Below are 18,606 nucleotides of genomic sequence, written 5' to 3' on the forward strand. Positions count from 1 at the left end.
ACAAGCTTTTTATAAGCTTTTCACGAACTTTTCACGAACTTTTCACTAGGTTCATTAATAAAGGAGTTTTCATAATTGATGACTAACAATAACCCTGATGAAATAAAGAATGTATATGATGAGGTTCACTTGTTTTTCGAACAGGAATTAGAATGCCCGGCAGTGCTTAAACGGGAATGGGTTGAAGGATTTCTTCGCCAAAAGGCCTGGCAAGGGGTTCAGGATGAGTCGTTACGGGATATCTGGAGAAACTTGCAGATGTTTATTCTATATATGTCTTACTCTGGCGACAGTGATATTGAGGATATTGGCGTATCCGAATATAGTTTGGCGATAGAATGGATGATCGTCCAGATTGAGGGATTCAAGGCGGACATAAAAACAGTACGGCATTTTTTTGAAGTACTTCAGGATTTTTATTTATTTCTCGCCGGCCGCAAAATGCTTACCGATTCCGGTGAATTGAAAAAAGCGGCGGAATATATGACCGGCGGTAAAAAATTAAGATTTTACGATTCGGCTGAGCATTTGGAGCAGCTTGACGATGACATTAACAATAAATTCGCCAGGAATCGATTGATTGTACCTGAAGAAATTGGGCGGATTGTGGGTGAGGCGGTTGAACGCCTTATGCTAAAATTCAGTTCTTATTTTCAACAGGATGGTTTTGTTGACGATTTTGACCGGGCGCTTATGCTGTATCTCGGCCCAATGGTGCAGATACCCGACCGGGATGAAGAAAACGACGATGACTTTTGGTTAGGTTTCTGGGATTATTTTTTATTTGATTATCATTTGTTAGCTAATGATCTTACCCCGCTCAATAAGTTCAAAGAAGCTTACGCTGACAGGCTTTCCACCGAGGAACGCAAAATCCTGTCCGAACTTATGAGTGCCCGGTTTACCGTATTTTATATTGAAAGTATTATTAATCAGGATTGGGTGGAGTGCGTTAACTTGTTGACGGACGAAAGATTTCGTTTGCCCAACCCGAACTTTGATTACAAAGTGAGCAAAAAAATGTTGTTCTTCGGACATATCTTCTTTCAAGAACGTGAACAGGAACTGGTAATGATCAATTTCATCACGAGTGTAGAAATCAGCACTAATCTTCGCCGGCGTATAAAAGAGGAAATTGCCCGCCAAAAAGCCATATTTGATATTCAAAAGCCAGGAGCCAGCTGGAGTGAGTTTTTAGAACGTCATGCCAATGCCATACGGCATACAATCGATTTGCTGGCTACTTGGGCCAAAGTCAATGTCACCCCCTATACCCATATTGAACATACTTTTCCCAAGATTGAAGAAAAATGCAGACCCAACCTTGCGGTGTCGCAGGTAATCGCTGGATTTATGCCAAAATTATCGTATTCACATCATGACGTTATGCTGGCGCAACAATTGTGGGATGATTTTAGTCAGCTTACCTGTGTTACTGTTCGCAAGCCCGAGGTATGGGCGGCTGCGGTAATCTACGCGTATTCGCAAATTAATTCTTCCGAGGCCGGGGTTTCCCTTGATATTCTGGCTGAGGAACTGGGAGTGAGTAAGTCCGGTGTCAGCCAAAACCGGAACAGGATTGCCGATATTCTTGAATTGAAACCGTTCGATCCCCGCTATTTGAGCGAAGAAGGCCTAATACATTTGCTGTATAGCTCGTAGTATTAGTATTACATCTATATACGATAGAAGGTTAGAAGGTGAAATGAATGCGATGCAGTAGCTGTGGCGCCGACCTTGATGAACAAAATGAAGTTTGTCCCCATTGCCGCATGGGATCCGAGGTAAAGCCCTTGTCCAAGCGGGAACGAGACAATTTTGACGGCCTTACTATCGAAGAAGAGAAGACTAAGAGCGGCAAATATTATGAATACCGTGAAGAAAGCCCTAGCCATCGTATTCATGTGCGACAGATTAATCTTAACTTTGGGTTAACCGGACTGCTGGGCAAACTTACTATTCTTGCTTTCCTTATCTTCGTATTCGGCGTGGTGTTCTTCGTGGCCTTGCCGTTACTCTTTCTCTTGGCAATTGCCGGCAGCATTGTGTGGTTCCTTTTCTTGAGACGCAGATGAGGCTGTTGTGAATTCGCAAAATATTATCCACCTGCCATTAGCAGGTGGATAATATTTTTGCTTTAAGATTATTATAGGCGCGGGTATAGTAGCTGCCGTTCTGGGCTTCTCTATGGTCAAAGCCGTATGCCCGGCGGCTCACGGCTAAAACCGGCGGCGATTGTATTCGTTTGGCAAGTCCCATGCCGGCGTAGAGATTCCACCACCGTTCCAAATCGGTGATAAACTCCTTGGGGGAAGGGAACAAACGGGAGACTATTCCGGCTTCGCAACCCAGTTTTTCTTCCAGACTGCCTTCCTGATACCAAGTGAGAATATCTTCCGGGGTGGCTTTATGCCAGTATTCTATAAAAGATCTGAACAGATAATCATGATACGGATAAATAATAGGATCTCCTTTACCTTCATCTACGGCTTGATCGGGAGAAAGTTCGGCACTGGGGACGATATCAATAGTTGCCTGCGGAATTACTTCCTCTTCGTAAATGCAGCTATTAAGATAACCGGCCAATTGGTAGACCTGGTGCTTCCATAAGTCGGCAAGAGTCGCGAGAAACCCTGCTTGATCTCCGTATAAAGTGGAGTAGCCGACTGTAAGCTCACTTTTGTTGGCATTACAAGTGAACCCACCACCAAACGTGGCTGCTATACCTGCCAGCAATCTGGATGAACGGTCCCGGGCCTGAATATTTTCCGTGATGAAGGGAGTAATGTTAAGATGGTGTGTTTTTTTATTTGCCGGGCAGACCACCGCTGTTTGGCTGATCTGGGATATGGTAAGGTCAACGGCTTCCTGGATGGGAATAACCGTATACAAACATCTAAGATTGGCAGCAAGCTGTGCTGCCAGATCCTTAGTGGTTTGAGAATTATATTTACTGGGCATATTGACCAGCAGTACATTTTCCGGCCCCAATATTTTTGCATACAACGCTGCGCTGACAGCAGAGTCGATTCCGCCCGAAGCCCCGATTACAACCTTTTTCATATTAATTGTAGATAAAAATTTGTTAATACCATAACTAATAGCCTGGTACATACTGGAAATATTGTTGTCATCGGCAGCCGCGACCGGGATGTGATTTAGGCCGCCATTTTCCGGGTCAAGTTCAATATATTCAAGTTTTTCGCGGAAGGGGGGACAATAAGTGATGATCTCGCCGGCGCAGTTATATACCGTACTGAAGCCATCGAAAGTATAAACGGTTTTGCCGTTATTCTGCCCCCCCACAGTATTTACGTATATCAGCGGGGTTGCGGTATCCCGGGCCTGGCTGGAAAATACCCGGTTGCGTTTATTGTTTTTTCCTAATGTAAAAGGAGAACTGGAAATATTTATATATAAGTCAACAGGTCCGTTGGCAGCTAAAGCCGCAATGGGATCCACGGTATAATCGTCATTCCAGCCGTCCTCACAAATAATACAGCCTAAATGGTATTCTTTGCCGGATACTTTTATCGTAACCGGCAAGAGCAGGCTTTCGGTATCTTGTTTAAGATCAAGCGCCAGCTTGCGGAGGCTGTAAAAATGCCGGGTGTCGTCAAATTCCCGGTAATTGGGATGGAGCGTTTTGATTCGAAACGGATAAGGAAACCGGTGATCCGGGACAAGCTTCCCGTTTTGGGCCACAAAACAGGCGTTGTATTTTCTGGGGCGCCCGTCGTCGCCGCGTTTTTCCCAGTCAACGGCGACATTGCCAAAAATAACGCATATTCCGGCAGCTGCGGCGATGATATCTTGTCCAAAGGCTTCGCAATCTCTGATAAATGACTGCTGTTCCCACATATCACCAATCAGGTAGCCTGGAATTGCCATCTCGGGGAAAACAATTATATCTGCTTGCTGTGTGCGGGCTTGATGAATCATGTCCAGCATTTTTTTCGTATTTAGGTCGGGTCTGCCGGGAATGACATCCATCTGCCCAAGCGCAATTTTCAACAAAAAAGTTCACCTCATTCAGCAGGAATATGGGAAAGATAGGTATTTATCATCGTGTTGGCAGAATTAGAGAGTTTTCCCTTATAAATGTGGAAAAAAACAGTATATCGCAATATTCGCTGTCTATAAGTGCTTGTCCTTTATTATTTGCAGATTTTTTCCTGATAGACCATGAAAATAGTCGATTGTAAAAGACTCATTAAAAATCACCGCACCCTTGCCATTATTCACATTTGACGGTTGACAAATAGAGGAATCAATTATATACTGTGATAAATTTGAGTATATTAAGTATATTTGGAGGGATTTTTGTGATGGCCAAAGTATACTTTATTCCTGTCGCTGATGCACTGCCGGTTTCCCAACAGGCGGAAGTTATGGCGAAATTATTTGACGAATCAGGTGCTGGCGGGGTCATAGGCAAAAATGATTTTGTCGCCATAAAGCTTCATGTAGGTGAGCGAAAGAACACAACGCATGTGAAACCGGAACTTATTAAAAAATTGGTAGACAGGGCCAAAGGGTTAGGCGGACAGCCTTTTTTGACTGAAACTTCCACCTTGTATAAAGGGGAACGGGAGAATGCGGTTAAGCATATCCTGCATGCGCATAAACACGGATTTGGTATTGAAAGAGTCGGCGCGCCCTTTATTCCGGCCGATGGCCTTGCCGGCAATACTGAATATGAGGTGGAAATCAACGGCCAACTGCATGAGAAAGTTAAAGTAGCCAGGGAAGTGGTTAGTGCCGACGCTTTGCTGGTTGTTTCCCATCCTACCGGACATATTGCTGCCGGTCTTGGCGCTTGCCTAAAAAACCTGGGAATGGGATTAGCCAGCCGGCTGGGTAAAATGCGGCAACACTCCGCAATGCTGCCGGAAATCATCACTGAAACCTGTCAATTCTGCCGGAAGTGTCTAAAGTGGTGCCCGGAGAACGCTATTGTTGAACAAGATGGAAAAGCTTACATCCTTAGTCATAAATGCATTGGCTGTGGCGAGTGTTTGGCAGTCTGCCGGTTTGATGCCGTAAAGTATGACTGGGACATCGAATCAGGGTATATGCAGCGTAGTATGGCGGAACATGCTTACGGCGCGGTTAAAGATAAAGCAGGTAAGTCTTTCTATTTTAATGTAATGATCGATATGACCAAAGACTGTGATTGTTTTGACGTTGAGCAGTCCAAACTGATTCCGGATATCGGAATCCTGGCTTCTTCCGATCCGGTTGCTATTGATATGGCGACGCTGAATTTGACCGCCCAAACTAATGGCAGAACGTTGGCGGCGATGTCCTACTCCCATCATAATGCCATGATCCAAATTGAGCATGCGGCCAAAATCGGCATGGGTTCAATGGAATATGAATTAATTACATTAGATTAGAATTATCTTATCACTCAATAATCTGGTCGAGGCTACAAATGCTAAGATATGTACTATTGTTCGCTAAGATGGAAAGTCAAGCACTGTGCATTATGGAAGGCGGGTAATAATGAAAATAGTAATAGATGAGAGCATAAGCCAGGTTGTGCCCAACTGCCATCTGGGGTATCTACATATAAAGGATGTTGTTGTCCGCGGTACCCCGCCAGCCTTAAGCCAGGAATTTTTAAAGCTGCAGTCTGAAGTTGCCGAGGCTTACAACCTTGAAATTCTCCCTAAACTTCCCCGCATCATGGCCGTTCGCAATATGTATAAAAAGTTGGATTTTGACCCTTCACGGTATCGCCCGGCATCTGAGGCGCTCGTGCGGCGGGTTCTCCAAAATAAGGGATTATATTACGTTAATAGTGCGGTTGACGTAAATAATTATTGCTCCATTAAATACATGTTACCTTTTGGTCTATATGATATGGATCGAATCAACGGCGATATCCTATATCAAAGGGTTAGTGAAGGAACATATACCAATATTGCCGGCAATCTGGTAAATACTGACGGCAAACCTTTTTTAACCGACCAGCTTGGCGTATTTGGCAATCCTACTTCCGATTGTCAGCGGACGGCAGTTACATTAACGACGAGAAATCTGTTGTGCGTGATTTATGCTGATGAAGCTGTCAATACGGCAGAATTAAGTTCAATGCTGGATTTTGCGGCGGAAATGTTCCTATGCTATAATAAAGGTTCAGTGACAGCGAAAGGTTTTGCCTCAGTTTATGAAGGGATTAGAGAGGGGACTGGGCAATGAAATACATCAGCACTCGCGGTGCTATTGGTGAAATAGAATCGGCCGCCGCTATTGCCGCTGGCATTGCTCCTGACGGGGGACTTTATGTGCCTGGAGAGTTGCCGACGATAAATCTCCAGGGCATAGGCGGTTTACTTCCTTTGTCTTATCAAGAACGGGCAGTCAAAATTCTTAGCCTGTTTTTGTCTGATTATAGTTATGAAGACTTGGTCGAGTGCGTTACGGCTGCCTACAATCTTGAAAAATTTGATTCCCCGGCTGTAGCGCCTGTTGTTACTGTCGGCAATAATACCCACATGCTCGAACTATGGCATGGTCCTACTAGTGCTTTTAAGGATATGGCTCTGCAGCTTTTACCGCATTTACTGTCCAAGGCTCTGACCAAAATCGGCGAACAGGCTGAAATTGTTATTTTGGTAGCGACTTCCGGCGATACAGGCAAAGCAGCTCTGGACGGATTTAAGGATGTTGAACGAATTAAGGTTATCGTATTTTATCCTGAGCACGGCGTTAGCCAGATTCAACGGTTGCAGATGGTCACCCAGCAAGGAGGCAATTTATCTGTAATCGCTGTTCGCGGGAATTTTGATGATACTCAGACTGGTGTGAAGGAAATATTTAACGATCCTGCCTTCAACTATGAACTCTTGGAGCATGACTATAAACTTTCGTCAGCGAATTCTATCAACTGGGGAAGACTCGTACCCCAAATAATTTATTACTTCAGTGCTTACTGTGATTTGGTGCGCGAACAGCACGTTTCTTGGGGACAGCCGGTAAATTTCGTGGTCCCTACCGGTAATTTTGGCAATATACTGGCAGGATATTATGCAAAATTGATGGGCTTACCCATAAACCGTCTCATTTGTGCTTCCAATAGTAATAATGTATTGACGGAATTTATCAATACAGGCACTTATAACCGGAACCGGCCGTTCCACAAAACCTACTCCCCTTCCATGGACATACTGATATCCAGTAATTTGGAAAGACTGTTGTTTCACATATCGGCAGCCGACTCCGCAAAGGTTCAGGGTTGGATGGAACAACTAAGGTCTACCGGAATGTATCAAATTGAAGCAGAATATTTCACTAAAATAAAAGAAATATTCTTTGCCGGTTATGTGGATGACACGGAAACAACTGAAACCATCAGGCAGGTATTTAATGATTTTAATTACGTATTAGATCCGCATACGGCGGTCGCCTGGAGAATTGCTGATAATTACCGGCTTGAGACAGGGGACGGCATACCGAATATTATCGTTTCTACCGCAAGTCCATTTAAATTTAACGCGACGGTTTTAGCCGCTTTATCCGCAAGTAAGAGCTTATCAGAGCAGGCGGAATTTGGTTTGCTGGCTATGCTTGCTTCTTTAACGGGATGGAAGGTGCCGCGGGCGCTAAGTGAACTGGAGCATCTGAAAGTACTGCATAAATATACCTGTGATAAGGATAAAATGTATTTGGCTGTCAGAGATGCTCTCGCTGGGTTAAAAAAATAGTAATTATTATTAAATATAATCATAGTCAATAAGACTTGGCAGGAATACCAAGTCTTATTCATTTTGTTTAGAATTTTTTACTCAATATATGTAAAAATATATTATAAAAAAATTGTATTTGCGTTAAATTACTGACTAATTGTTTCTTTTGTATACACAACTCCTGTGATATAATGACAACTAAAATGATAACGCGATTCTAAACAGATGGAGGAATTATGTAATGAATGTGATCCCGGCCGACGCCATTCGTATTTTTGAAGGAGAAGGATTGGATAATATTCACTATAACCTGACACCTAGTGAATTAGTGGAATTTGCGTTGTCAAGAGGTGAAGGATTAACGACTTTCACCGGTGCTTTGCGAGTAACTACCGGCAAATATACCGGCAGGTCCCCCAATGATAAATTTATTGTTGACTCACCGGCAATCCATAATGAAATTGACTGGACCGGCAACAAACCTTTTGGTACCGATAGGTATTATCATTTATATAATCGAATGATGGCTTACATGCAAAACCGGAATTTATTCGTATTTGACGGGTTTGCCGGGGCTGATCGGAAGAATCGCGTCATTGTCCGTTTTATTAATGAATTTGCCTGGCAGAATTTATTTGCTCATCAACTGTTTATTCGTCCTCAGGCCAGCGGGCAGAATCTGATTCCTGACTTTAAAGTAATATGCATGCCGGGCTTTAAGGCATCACCGGCGATCGACGGGACCAACTCCGAGGCATTCATCATTCTTAATTTTGAAGCGGGCACCATCCTTATTGGTGGTACCGGCTATGCGGGAGAAATGAAAAAATCAATTTTTTCCGTAATGAATTATATTTTGCCGCAGGAAGGTATCTTGCCCATGCATTGTGCCGCTAATGTGGGTCAGTACGGAGATACCGCGCTTTTCTTCGGGCTAAGCGGTACCGGAAAAACTACTTTATCTGCAGACTCCAGCCGCCGGTTAATCGGTGACGACGAACATGGCTGGAGTGATGACGGAATATTTAACATTGAGGGCGGCTGTTATGCAAAGTGCATCCGCCTCAGTTACGAAACCGAACCTCAGATATGGGAAGCCATCCGTTTTGGCGCGGTCCTTGAAAATGTGGTTATGGACTCTCATTCGCGTGTGGTTGATTTTGATTGTGAGAAAATTACTGAGAATACCCGCGCGGCATACCCTGTGGATTATATTCCCAATGCATTGATTCCGGGTGTAGCCGGACATCCCACAACCATTGTATTTTTGACTGCCGATGCCTTGGGTGTATTGCCGCCGATTGCCAAACTTACCAAAGAGCAGGCTATGTACCATTTTCTATCGGGTTATACCAGCAAACTAGCCGGTACCGAAAGAGGAATAACCGCGCCTGAGGCCACCTTTTCCGCTTGTTTCGGATCACCGTTCCTGCCTTTATCGCCCCTGAAGTACGCGGAGTTACTGGGAGAAAAACTGGAACGGTACAATACCAATGTGTTTTTAATTAACACCGGCTGGTCCGGCGGCCCGTACGGCACCGGTTCCCGCATGAGTCTGCTCCGTACCCGGGCCATGGTTACTGCCGCTATTGAAGGGCGACTGGATGATGTAGAATACGAACTTGACCCGGTATTTAATGTTTATGTACCCACTTCTTGTCCCGGGGTACCAACGGATGTCCTGACGCCGCGCAATACTTGGCCCGACAAGGATGCTTATGACCGTCAGGCGCAAGAATTGGCCCGACTTTTTATCAAAAACTTTAGTAAATATGAAAATATGCCGTTGAAGATTATTGACGCCGGACCTAAAGCTTAAATAGTTGTTGATATATTTATTACTTTCCGCCGCCAAAGGCGATGAACAGCATGAATAGCACTCCGATGATAATAATCCAGTCTATCAGTTGTGGTGATTTTTTCGTATTTTTCACTTTGGCCCGAATTTTCTTCCGGGCAAGGGAACGTTCCAGCTCTTCATCATAGATTCTTTGTTTTTCTTTGGCCGTTAAAGACATGAAATCACCTCGCCGCAGTTATAAGCTTATATGTTAAGTATAATTGAGAATACATGTAAAAATATGTAAAATAACGATTTGTACCATGACATATTACTTGAATTGAAAAAGGATGATAAGGCGCATAAAATTGAGCTGCTTTAAACTCTAGTGTCTTGACCACATTATCTTTTTAGTTTGATGACGGACAAAATGGCAAATGGCGGCGTCAGCCCCTCCTAGCAGACCCCTTCCAGTATGCGTCGTCGGGTCTTCCTTGTCCTTTGCCATTTTGTCTCGCCCTAAAACTAAAATATAACATGGTCAAGACTCTAGGGCAGCTCAATTTTTTTCGTTACTATTTTAATTTACGGCTAACCCACTTGTAGAAGTGATAGTTTCGTTTCACGTTTCATTGTTAGCTTTTGCCCAATTGGTTTGTGGCCGGAAGGTTTTGTTTTAAGCCAAGTAACGGACCAAACAAATCTCCCCGCGATTTGACTCGGTCCAAAACCTGCTGAGCTTCAAAAACAAGTGAATTAGGATTATTCTCATGCCAGGCGGCCTCAACCTCTTCCCATGTTACCGGGGTGGATACAGTGGCCAATTCTCCGGCTCTTAATGAATATACACAAACAGTGGTTTTATGTTCATCGTTTTGACTCCAGTCAATGAAAACTTTCCCGCTTCGCAGTTTTTTTTTCATATTGGCAACAACTTTTTGGGGGTATTGCTCCTGTAAACGGTTAGCCAGTAAGCGGGCATAGCTTTTGGTGTGGTCGTAGCTTAGGGGTGTATTGAGTGGAACGTATACCTGCAATCCTTTGGCGCCGGAGGTTTTGGGGAAACTTTTGAGATCCTGCTTGGCCAGCATTTCCTTTAGCCACAGAGCTACCTGGGCACAATCGACAATGGTTGCCGGGGGACCGGGGTCTAAATCAAACACTAAGAGAGACGGACTGGCGATTTCGGGTGCGAGGGAAAGGGAGGTGTGAAGCTCCAAGACGGCTAAGTTGGCTGCCCATATTAAAGTCGACAGATCAGCGGCATTACAATAGTTAATGTATTTCCGGTTTCCTTCGCTCCATACCGGGATGGTTTTTACCCACTCCGGACGGTGTACGGGACAATCTTTTTGATAAAAAAATTTGCCTGTCACGCCGTTGGGGTAACGTTTGAATGTTAAGGGCCTGTTAGCAAGGTGGGGCAAAAGGACCGGTGCTATACGGATATAATAATCCAGCATTTGCCCTTTGGTGAAGCCGGTAAGGGGATAGAAAACCTTGTTCAAGTTGGCAAGCTTCAACTTTTTCCCCGCAACTTCAATCGTTGTTTTATCCGAAATATTATTGGGCACGGGATTTTTTCCTCCCGGAGCTTACGACTGTTTTGCCTGCTTTATCCGGATTTTTTTTGATGGCGGAGATACTCGCTTCCAGGGCAGCCATTAAGTCGATCACTTTTGCTCCTTCTTTTACTTCCGGCTGAACGGCGATAGTTTGGCCTTCCGCTTTTTGTTCAATCATTTTTATGACTTGTTCGTAGTATTCATCATGATATTTTTCCGGCTTAAAGGCGGCTGAAAGGGACTCAATCAACTGTTCAGCCATGGCTAGTTCACGCTTGTCCGGTTCAACGCCTGTATCCGGCAATTCTTCCAACTGGGCGAGAGATATAAGTTCATCCGCAAAATGCATGGTAGACAATGAGAGGGCTTGTCCTGACGGCCGGATTGCAGTCAGGTATTGTTTGTTGCGGATCACAACTTTGGCTATAGCCACTTTTCCTGTTTTCTGCATAGCCTTTAGCAAGAGAGCGTAGGCTTTAGCCGACCCTTTATCCGGGGTCATATAGTATGAATTGTCAAAATACATGGGATCAATTTCGCTAAGACTGACGAAATCTTCAATAGCAATGGTTTTGGCATTCTTAGGTTGTATAGTCTCAAGTTCTTCACTGGAAACGACAACATAACGGTCTGGTGAAATTTCATAGCCCTTTACGATATTTTCATTGGGAACTTCTGCTCCATCGGTAGAACAAACTTTTTTCAAGTTAATGCGGCAACCGTCGGATTTTCTTAACTGATTAAAATGAATGGTTTTCTTTTTTACAGCATTATACAATTTTACCGGGATATTCACAAGGCCAAAGCTGATAGCCCCGCTCCACACAGGTCTAGGCATGTACATCATCTCCTCGCGGCAAATATTCGGTATCTAACGATTTTTAAGCAGTTCGTGACACTTGATAGCTGAGCGGATAGACAATAGTGACTATTGGGTTGGTTCGCGGGTTACTTGGTGTGGCTCAATATCGGTTCGGAGGCCTTTAAAGGCAGGATGGCGTAAAGTACCATTGGGTGTCCATTCTGTAAACTCAAATTCGCCGACAAACAGGGGTGTTACGTATACTGCGTTTGGGACCCGCGGGTCGGTGGAAAAGGGGTTCATGTCTTGTTCGTGGGGCTTAAGCAGGCGGGACAATCTGTCAAGGGTGTTGCGGGTAAAGCCTGTTCCGGCTTTACCGGCGTAAATAAACCGGTTGGATTGGTCATAGTATCCTATTAGCAGTGCTCCGATTTGGCCGTGGCGATTTCCTTGACCGGGTACCCAACCGCCGATCACAAGTTCCTGGCGCCGCTGATTCTTGATTTTAATCCAAGCTCCCGTTCTTTTGCCGGGCTGATAAGGACTGTCAAGACGCTTGGCAATAATCCCTTCTAAACCAAGTTGTCTGCTGGCGGCAAGGATGGTATTGCCGTCGCCGGTTTTGTAGTCCGGAGTTTGCCAGGAAGGACCGTTTAGCTCCAGTTCTGCCAGTAGTTTGCGTCGCTCCGTATACATTAAATCAAGGCAAGACCGGTTATTGAAGAGCAATATATCAAAAATGATGTATTGTACAGGTATTTCCTGCATTTTAGCTTCAATTGCCTTAGCATCCGACAAGCCCATTCGGTGTTGGAGATCGGAAAAAGAAGGAAGCCCTTGGTTATTATAGGCAATAATTTCGCCATCTAAAACAAGCTTTCGATTATTCATTGATATTCCCAACCTGTGAAGTTCCGGATATTGAGCAGTAATATCTTTATTGTTACGACTCATGACAGTGGCCTGATTGTCTTTTATATAACATATCGCCCTTAGACCATCCCATTTAATCTCATACCCGTAGTCTGCCTGTTCTTCCGGCAGAGAACCGGCTTTGGCCAGCATCGGTTTAAAGATCAGCACATGTTTTCCTCATTCCTTAATTAAAAAGGTGATTCAGTAATAGTATCTTTGCGTGACCAGTGGTCTGCTATAGAATTAGGGTTTACAGACCACTTGGGAAATATGAGGGAAAAATAAAAACAGGCCCATGATTTGGCCTGAAAAAACTAAAACGTCATAAGACAAAGGAACCGGAACCACAGAGACACCGAGGACACAGAGGGACACAGAGGGACACAGAGAAAGGATAAGGAAGAGCGTTGAAAAACATAAATAATTAATCCCTCTGCGCCTCTGCGGTAAAACGTTCTTCCCTGTGGCGCCCAATATATTGGCATGGAGGTCTGCCTGGATTACCTGTTTGCTTTGAAACAATCCCGGCAATATACAGGTCTGCCGGTGGTAGGTTTAAAGGGAACCTGGGTGGTAATTCCGCAAGCACTGCAGGTTGTTTCGTACATTTCACGCTGCTGGTGCGGTACTGCGCTCACGCGGCCGCCACTTTGGCGCTTTCTGGCGGCGCGACATTCGGGGCAGCGGGACGGGGCATTTTGAAAACCTTTTTCGGCGAAAAAAGCTTGCTCGGATGCGGTAAAAATAAAACTTGCCCCGCATTCCTTGCAAGATAATTCTTTGTCTTGATAGTCCATTAATAACCAACCTCCTAGAAATAATTGACGCAAATCAATTGCCGGCCGGTTGGTTAGAGGATTTTAAGACTGCGAGCCATCCCAAAGCAATTATTTACCGTCATTTACTACACTATAACCCTGTCGCTGATTTATTGTCAAGATTATCCAAGTAATTTTTCCAGTTGATCTAAAGCAGTTAAGAATTTACGTAATGTTAATTCAACCGGATATGGCTCTGCCATATTCACTCCCGCCTGCTGAAGAATATTGAGAGGATAATCTGCTCCGCCGCTTTTTAGGAAGTTCAAATATTTTGCCTGCGCGGAATCATCCTGGGCAAGCATTTTTTCCGCCAATGCAGTTGCTGCGGCATAGCCGGTTACATACTGATACACATAAAAATGCCAATAGAAATGAGGAATGCGCGCCCACTCAATTTTGATTTGGTCATCAACCACTATGTTAGGACCGTAATATTTGGTGTTAAGATTGCGCCACAAGTCATCGAGGATGTCGGCGGTTAAGGTTTCTCCAGCCTCAACTTGTTGATAGATGACTTTTTCGAATTCGGCGAACAAGGTTTGGCGGTAGACGGTTGCCCTGACCAGTTCCAGATACTGATTAATAAGATAAAGTTTTTTCTGCTTGTCGTCTATGGTTTTAATCAGGTAATCATTGAGCAAGATCTCATTGGTAGTCGATGCAACCTCAGCGGTGAAGATAGTATATTGTGACGTTGCATAAGGTTGATTGGACTGACTGTAATAGCTGTGTAGCGCGTGACCCATCTCATGCGCCAGGGTGCTGACGTCTTCCAGACGGTCATGATAGTTTAGAAGAACAAAAGGGTGGACGCTGTAAACACCCCAACAGTAAGCGCCGGTCTGTTTGCCTTTGTTTTCATAAACGTCAATCCAGCCGGAAGCAAGCCCTTCATTAAGGATAGCGATATATTCCGGACCAAGAGGAGCAAGGCCTTCTTTAACAAGTTTCAGGCCATCGGTATAAGAAACTTTGAATTTGACGTCCGGAACCAGCGGGGCGTACAGATCATACATATTTATTTCATCCAGACCGAGTGCTTTCTTTTTCAAAGATACGTAACGATGGAGCGGCTCCAGGTTCTGGTTAACTGTTTTGATTAAATTGTCATATACTTCGATTGGGATATTGTCGCCATGCAAGGCCGACTCCAGGGTTGAATTATATTTTCTTGCTTTTGCATAGAAGAAGTTGGTTTTCACATTGGCGGACAAGGTAGCGGCAAAAGTATTCCGGTAGTGATTGTATTCGCCTAATAAACCGGTGAATGCATCCTGCCGCACGCGGCGATCGGATGACATGATGAATTTGCGGTATCTGCCTTCACTGAGGCGGACAGGGTTATTTTCTTCGTCTTTGATCTCAGGAAAAACCATGTCCGCGTGAGCGAGCATATTAAAAATGTTTTCCGGCGCTTGGGTTACTTCCGACGAACGGGAAAGCAACTCTTCCTCGGCCGGAGATAAAACGTGCTTTTTCTGTCTGGCCAAATTATCGAAATAGAAGCTGTATTCCGTCAGTCCTGTTTCATTTTTACGATAAAAGGATAAGACATCATCGGCAAGGGATAGGATTTCCGGTTCGATAAATGCCGTTGTTCCACCAAGTTCAGCCAGGAGACTTTCAATTTTTCCGACCATTCCCTGGTATTTGGGGTCAGCGGTATTTTCATCCCGCTGCAGCCGTGAATATGCATGTAGCTTGCTTGCTATAATACTTAATTCGTCCCGTAGTTTTAAGCAAGCTAACAGCGTTCCGGCTGATTCGGATAAAGCGCCTTTATAGCCGGATATTTTTTCCAGAGATGCTTTAACTTTATTCAAATCACTTTTCCAGGCTTCTTCATTGCTGTAAATATCTTCAATGCGCCATTGATACTTTTTAGGAATATCGGTACGGGCGGGCAGGTCGGCGCCGGATTGACTGCTGTCGGCGTTAGTTTTATGTTGTGGGCCGGTTTTGGCGGCGTGCAAGATTGTAGTTGTCATGAGTGTAATAACACTTCCTTTTTTTAGATAATTTCGGTATACTTTAGTAATATATTAGCATGATTTGGTATAATTCCTGTATATTGTGCCCGCAAGTTGGAGTTTTCTATACTTTATAATACTTCATTATCCCCTCGCAAATGCTGTCGGCAGCGTTTTCCCGGCCGTCAGTGCTTGACAATAACATTTCTTCCACCGGGTTTGAGATGAATGCTACTTCAACCAATATTGCAGGCATATCGGTATAACGGAGTGTATAAAAGCTGGCAAACCGGGAGCCCCGGTCTTTTGTGCCGAGACGATTTCCTATACATTCCTGCACTAGTTTTGCCAACTGTACTGATTCCCGGTCTCCATAGTGAAATGTAGTTGTGCCGACAGCAGTTTTACTGGTAAAAGAATCGTTGTGGATGCTGATAAACAGATCCGCTTCGGCATCGTTGGCAGCACTAACTCTGACCCGGAGTTCTTCGTCCGGGATTGCATCAGGATAAGCAACGTCTTTATCGCTGTCGCGGGTCATGATAACAGTGGCGCCATTTTTCTCCAGCTTATCTCTGAGGAGAAGGGCAATCGCCAGGGTATGATCTTTTTCGGCAGTACCGGCAGGTCCTAGCGACCCGGGGTCGCTTCCCCCGTGTCCCGGATCAAGGCAAAATACTTTGTTGGCTAAACGGGCGCTTTCTTCAACCCGCTCTTCATTTGGTTTATCCACAGGCAGAGGCGGTACGCTGGAATCCTTGGAATTAATTAACACCAGCTCTCTGGTAGCGTCGTAACGAATTCCCCATTTAAGGTTTTTCGCAACATTTTTCAGAGTAATTAAAAGGTCACGGCTGACTCGGACATTACCCGGCAAATAATGCCCGTCTATTATGATTCGCATAATAATCACCTTCCCTGAATGCATCAGCGATATAGTTTACCTTGATTCATTTTATGCTGCAGTCAGGCGGGCGGTGAAAGAGTTGCAAACCTTCCCGGGCAGGATAATTTCAAAGCAGACGGGAATTAATAGATGAGATAATAAGTTATTCCGGTTAATCAGAGGGTAAAACACGCAACCCTTAATTTAGGGAGGCTGGTCCAAAATGCGTGGATGCACCGTTGCATAGGGCCTTTTGTCGTGCCTGTAGAGGTGAATGAATTGAAAATTCTACTAATAGCTTTAAACGCCCAATATATACATTCTTCTTTGGCGCTCCGTTCTTTGCGTTCTTATTGTGAGTCTGAGTCATTGAAGCAGGATAATGAATTTATGATTCGGGAGTATACCATCAATAATGATTTGCTTGCTATGCTGAGTGATATTTATCGGCTAAAACCGGAGGTAATTGGGATAGCATGTTACATATGGAATATGAACTTAATTTTAAATCTGGCAAGTCTGATAAAAAAAGTTCTGCCCAATGGCAAAATTGTGTTAGGTGGACCGGAAGTTTCCTATGATCCCGATACTATCCTTGAAAAATATCCTGCCATCGATTATATTGTTATGGGTGAAGGGGAAGAGGCTTTTGCCGCTTTGCTTAAGGTACCGGCCGGATACAAAGAAGAACGTGTACCGGGGCTGTGTTACAGGCGAGGGGCGGATGTGGTTGCCAATGGCTTACCCAATATCATCCCCGACCTTAATAGTTTGCCTTTTCCTTATGTCACCACCGATATCTACGATTTAAAAGATAAAATTATTTATTATGAAAGTTCACGCGGTTGCCCGTTCTCTTGCCAATACTGTCTGTCCAGTATTACTCAAGGAGTACGTTTTTTGAGCCTGGAGCGGGTGTTTAACGACTTGGAGTTTTTTATCAGGCACGATGTAAAGCAAGTTAAATTTGTTGATCGGACTTTTAATGCCCGCAAGGATCACTATTTCCCCATACTGAAGTTTTTGGCAAATCAGAGTTGCCGTACCAACTTCCATTTCGAGATTGCTGCCGATATGTGGGATAGGGAGGTGCTCAGTTTTTTGCAGACTGTTCCGCCGGGGCGATTCCAATTTGAGATTGGGATTCAGTCAACGAACCAATCTACTTTGTGTGCCATTCAGCGTCAGAATAACTGGGAACGGATTGCAAACAATGTTCGCTGCCTTCACAAACACGGCAACATTCATCTTCATCTTGATTTGATTGTCGGCCTGCCTTATGAAGATATGAATAAATTTGCACGGTCATTTAATGATGTTTATAGTTTACAGCCCGATATGCTCCAGATTGGTTTCTTGAAGCTGCTTAAAGGATCAGGTATCCGACGGGAAGCGGCCAAGTATGGTTATGTATACATGGATTCGGCACCGTACGAGGTATTGGCCAATAATTGCCTAAGCTATGATGAAATTCGCAGACTTAAGATTATGGAAGAGGTGTTTAATCAAGTTTACAACAGCGGCAGATTTCGGTATAGTTTGCCTTGGATGATTCTAAAGCATACGGGAAGCGCTTTCAAATTCTATTACGACCTTGCGGCTTATTGGGAAGAACGCGGGTTGCACCTTGTGTCTCACGGGGTAAAATCACTATATTTATACATGGCTCAATTTTTCGAAAAGGGTCATTTACAAGACATGAATCTATACCTGGAGTTCTTAAAGTTTGATGCCTTATTGGCGGATAAAGTTTTGGTCCGCCCGGAATTTCTACCTTGGAATCAATCTGCTCAGCATGAAAGCGACCCCTGGGAGAAAGAGAAAGCATCCTATTGGCGGGATGCTGACCGGGTCAGCCGCTATGTGAAAAATTACAGTTTCACAACATGGCGGGACATTAAGAAAAAGTATCATATTGAGGTCTTTAATTATGACATTCCTTCCTATATACAAGAAAGATTACCAGGGAGTACTACCGTACAACAAAAAGAAGTCGCTATCCTGTTTTCATACGCCGGCAACAGCCCGGCGTTTCAAACAATCAAGCCGGAAGATTTTTGGTGATAAGAAGGTACCTGCTTATTTTACAAATGCCACGAACTGCTTAGAAATCGCCAGATACCGTTGCATATGAAAAAAACTTATTGTAATGATATTTGCTAATTACAGTTCT

General features: G+C 44.2%; 15 protein-coding genes. 7 read left to right on the forward strand and 8 right to left on the reverse strand.

Annotated features, from left to right (window positions below):
• The first annotated feature begins 78 nt into the window (after positions 1-78).
• Together MAMMFC1_RS16270 and MAMMFC1_RS16275 are read left to right on the forward strand one after the other, a co-directional pair.
• Entirely contained in the window at positions 79-1,662 is a 1,584-nt protein-coding gene (locus MAMMFC1_RS16270; protein WP_126309546.1) for a DUF6398 domain-containing protein, read from the forward strand.
• A 47-nt stretch (positions 1,663-1,709) separates the two neighbouring features.
• On the forward strand, positions 1,710-2,075 hold the full coding sequence (locus tag MAMMFC1_RS16275; protein ID WP_126309548.1) for a zinc ribbon domain-containing protein: 366 nt from the start codon (positions 1,710-1,712) through the stop codon (positions 2,073-2,075).
• Positions 2,076-2,112: 37 nt separating this feature from the next.
• On the opposite strand, the gene nadE is transcribed toward MAMMFC1_RS16275, so the two are convergent.
• A complete protein-coding gene (nadE, locus tag MAMMFC1_RS16280; RefSeq protein ID WP_126309549.1) occupies positions 2,113-4,017 on the reverse strand; it encodes an NAD(+) synthase in 1,905 nt (634 codons plus the stop codon).
• A gap of 311 nt (positions 4,018-4,328) precedes the next feature.
• On the opposite strand from nadE, the gene MAMMFC1_RS16285 reads away from it, so the two are divergent.
• From MAMMFC1_RS16285 to pckA, 4 genes are all read left to right on the forward strand, one after another.
• Positions 4,329-5,399, forward strand: a complete 1,071-nt coding sequence (locus tag MAMMFC1_RS16285; protein WP_145987650.1) for a DUF362 domain-containing protein — start codon at positions 4,329-4,331, stop codon at positions 5,397-5,399.
• Between the two features lie 109 nt (positions 5,400-5,508).
• Positions 5,509-6,207 carry a B3/B4 domain-containing protein gene (locus MAMMFC1_RS16290; protein WP_126309551.1) on the forward strand — a complete coding sequence of 233 codons (699 nt, stop codon included), beginning with the start codon at positions 5,509-5,511 and terminating at the stop codon, positions 6,205-6,207.
• Positions 6,204-7,712, forward strand: a complete 1,509-nt coding sequence (gene thrC, locus MAMMFC1_RS16295; protein WP_126309552.1) for a threonine synthase — start codon at positions 6,204-6,206, stop codon at positions 7,710-7,712. Before MAMMFC1_RS16290 ends, thrC begins: the two co-directional genes overlap by 4 nt.
• Positions 7,713-7,935: 223 nt before the next feature.
• Positions 7,936-9,513, forward strand: coding sequence for a phosphoenolpyruvate carboxykinase (ATP) (gene pckA / locus MAMMFC1_RS16300; RefSeq protein WP_126309553.1), 1,578 nt, complete (start codon positions 7,936-7,938; stop codon positions 9,511-9,513).
• A 19-nt stretch (positions 9,514-9,532) separates the two neighbouring features.
• On the opposite strand, the gene MAMMFC1_RS16305 is transcribed toward pckA, so the two are convergent.
• From MAMMFC1_RS16305 to MAMMFC1_RS16335, 7 genes are all read right to left on the reverse strand, one after another.
• On the reverse strand, positions 9,533-9,712 hold the full coding sequence (locus tag MAMMFC1_RS16305; protein WP_126309554.1) for a hypothetical protein: 180 nt from the start codon (positions 9,710-9,712) through the stop codon (positions 9,533-9,535).
• 397 nt (positions 9,713-10,109) lie between these two features.
• On the reverse strand, positions 10,110-11,048 hold the full coding sequence (gene ligD / locus MAMMFC1_RS16310) for a non-homologous end-joining DNA ligase (RefSeq protein ID WP_232035482.1): 939 nt from the start codon (positions 11,046-11,048) through the stop codon (positions 10,110-10,112).
• Positions 11,038-11,877 (reverse strand): non-homologous end joining protein Ku, encoded by an 840-nt coding sequence (gene ku, locus MAMMFC1_RS16315; protein WP_126309555.1) that lies wholly within the window; start codon positions 11,875-11,877, stop codon positions 11,038-11,040. Before ku ends, ligD (MAMMFC1_RS16310) begins: the two co-directional genes overlap by 11 nt.
• Before the next feature lie 90 nt (positions 11,878-11,967).
• Entirely contained in the window at positions 11,968-12,924 is a 957-nt protein-coding gene (ligD, locus tag MAMMFC1_RS16320) for a non-homologous end-joining DNA ligase (RefSeq protein ID WP_126309556.1), read from the reverse strand.
• A gap of 332 nt (positions 12,925-13,256) precedes the next feature.
• Positions 13,257-13,553 carry a zinc-ribbon domain containing protein gene (locus MAMMFC1_RS16325; RefSeq protein ID WP_126309557.1) on the reverse strand — a complete coding sequence of 99 codons (297 nt, stop codon included), beginning with the start codon at positions 13,551-13,553 and terminating at the stop codon, positions 13,257-13,259.
• Positions 13,554-13,696: 143 nt separating this feature from the next.
• Positions 13,697-15,565, reverse strand: a complete 1,869-nt coding sequence (gene pepF / locus MAMMFC1_RS16330) for an oligoendopeptidase F (RefSeq protein ID WP_126309558.1) — start codon at positions 15,563-15,565, stop codon at positions 13,697-13,699.
• A 106-nt stretch (positions 15,566-15,671) separates the two neighbouring features.
• Positions 15,672-16,451 carry an N-acetylmuramoyl-L-alanine amidase family protein gene (locus MAMMFC1_RS16335; RefSeq protein WP_126309559.1) on the reverse strand — a complete coding sequence of 260 codons (780 nt, stop codon included), beginning with the start codon at positions 16,449-16,451 and terminating at the stop codon, positions 15,672-15,674.
• A gap of 261 nt (positions 16,452-16,712) precedes the next feature.
• Here MAMMFC1_RS16335 and MAMMFC1_RS16340 point away from each other — a divergent pair, with 261 nt between their 5' ends.
• Complete coding sequence (locus MAMMFC1_RS16340; protein WP_126309560.1) at positions 16,713-18,497, forward strand: B12-binding domain-containing radical SAM protein; 1,785 nt, start codon at positions 16,713-16,715, stop codon at positions 18,495-18,497.
• Positions 18,498-18,606 lie beyond the last annotated feature (109 nt).

Source organism: Methylomusa anaerophila (assembly GCF_003966895.1).
Taxonomy (GTDB): Bacteria; Bacillota; Negativicutes; order Sporomusales; family Sporomusaceae; genus Methylomusa; species Methylomusa anaerophila.

Excerpts from the sequence above, each read along its gene's own strand:
- MAMMFC1_RS16270 (WP_126309546.1), top strand. The coding sequence starts at position 79 with ATGACTAACAATAACCCTGATGAAATAAAGAATGTATATGATGAGGTT.
- MAMMFC1_RS16275 (WP_126309548.1), top strand. The coding sequence starts at position 1,710 with ATGCGATGCAGTAGCTGTGGCGCCGACCTTGATGAACAAAATGAAGTT.
- MAMMFC1_RS16285 (WP_145987650.1), top strand. The coding sequence starts at position 4,329 with ATGGCCAAAGTATACTTTATTCCTGTCGCTGATGCACTGCCGGTTTCC.
- MAMMFC1_RS16290 (WP_126309551.1), top strand. The coding sequence starts at position 5,509 with ATGAAAATAGTAATAGATGAGAGCATAAGCCAGGTTGTGCCCAACTGC.
- thrC (WP_126309552.1), top strand. The coding sequence starts at position 6,204 with ATGAAATACATCAGCACTCGCGGTGCTATTGGTGAAATAGAATCGGCC.
- pckA (WP_126309553.1), top strand. The coding sequence starts at position 7,936 with ATGAATGTGATCCCGGCCGACGCCATTCGTATTTTTGAAGGAGAAGGA.
- MAMMFC1_RS16305 (WP_126309554.1), bottom strand. The coding sequence starts at position 9,712 with ATGTCTTTAACGGCCAAAGAAAAACAAAGAATCTATGATGAAGAGCTG.
- ku (WP_126309555.1), bottom strand. The coding sequence starts at position 11,877 with ATGCCTAGACCTGTGTGGAGCGGGGCTATCAGCTTTGGCCTTGTGAAT.
- MAMMFC1_RS16325 (WP_126309557.1), bottom strand. The coding sequence starts at position 13,553 with ATGGACTATCAAGACAAAGAATTATCTTGCAAGGAATGCGGGGCAAGT.
- pepF (WP_126309558.1), bottom strand. The coding sequence starts at position 15,565 with ATGACAACTACAATCTTGCACGCCGCCAAAACCGGCCCACAACATAAA.
- MAMMFC1_RS16335 (WP_126309559.1), bottom strand. The coding sequence starts at position 16,451 with ATGCGAATCATAATAGACGGGCATTATTTGCCGGGTAATGTCCGAGTC.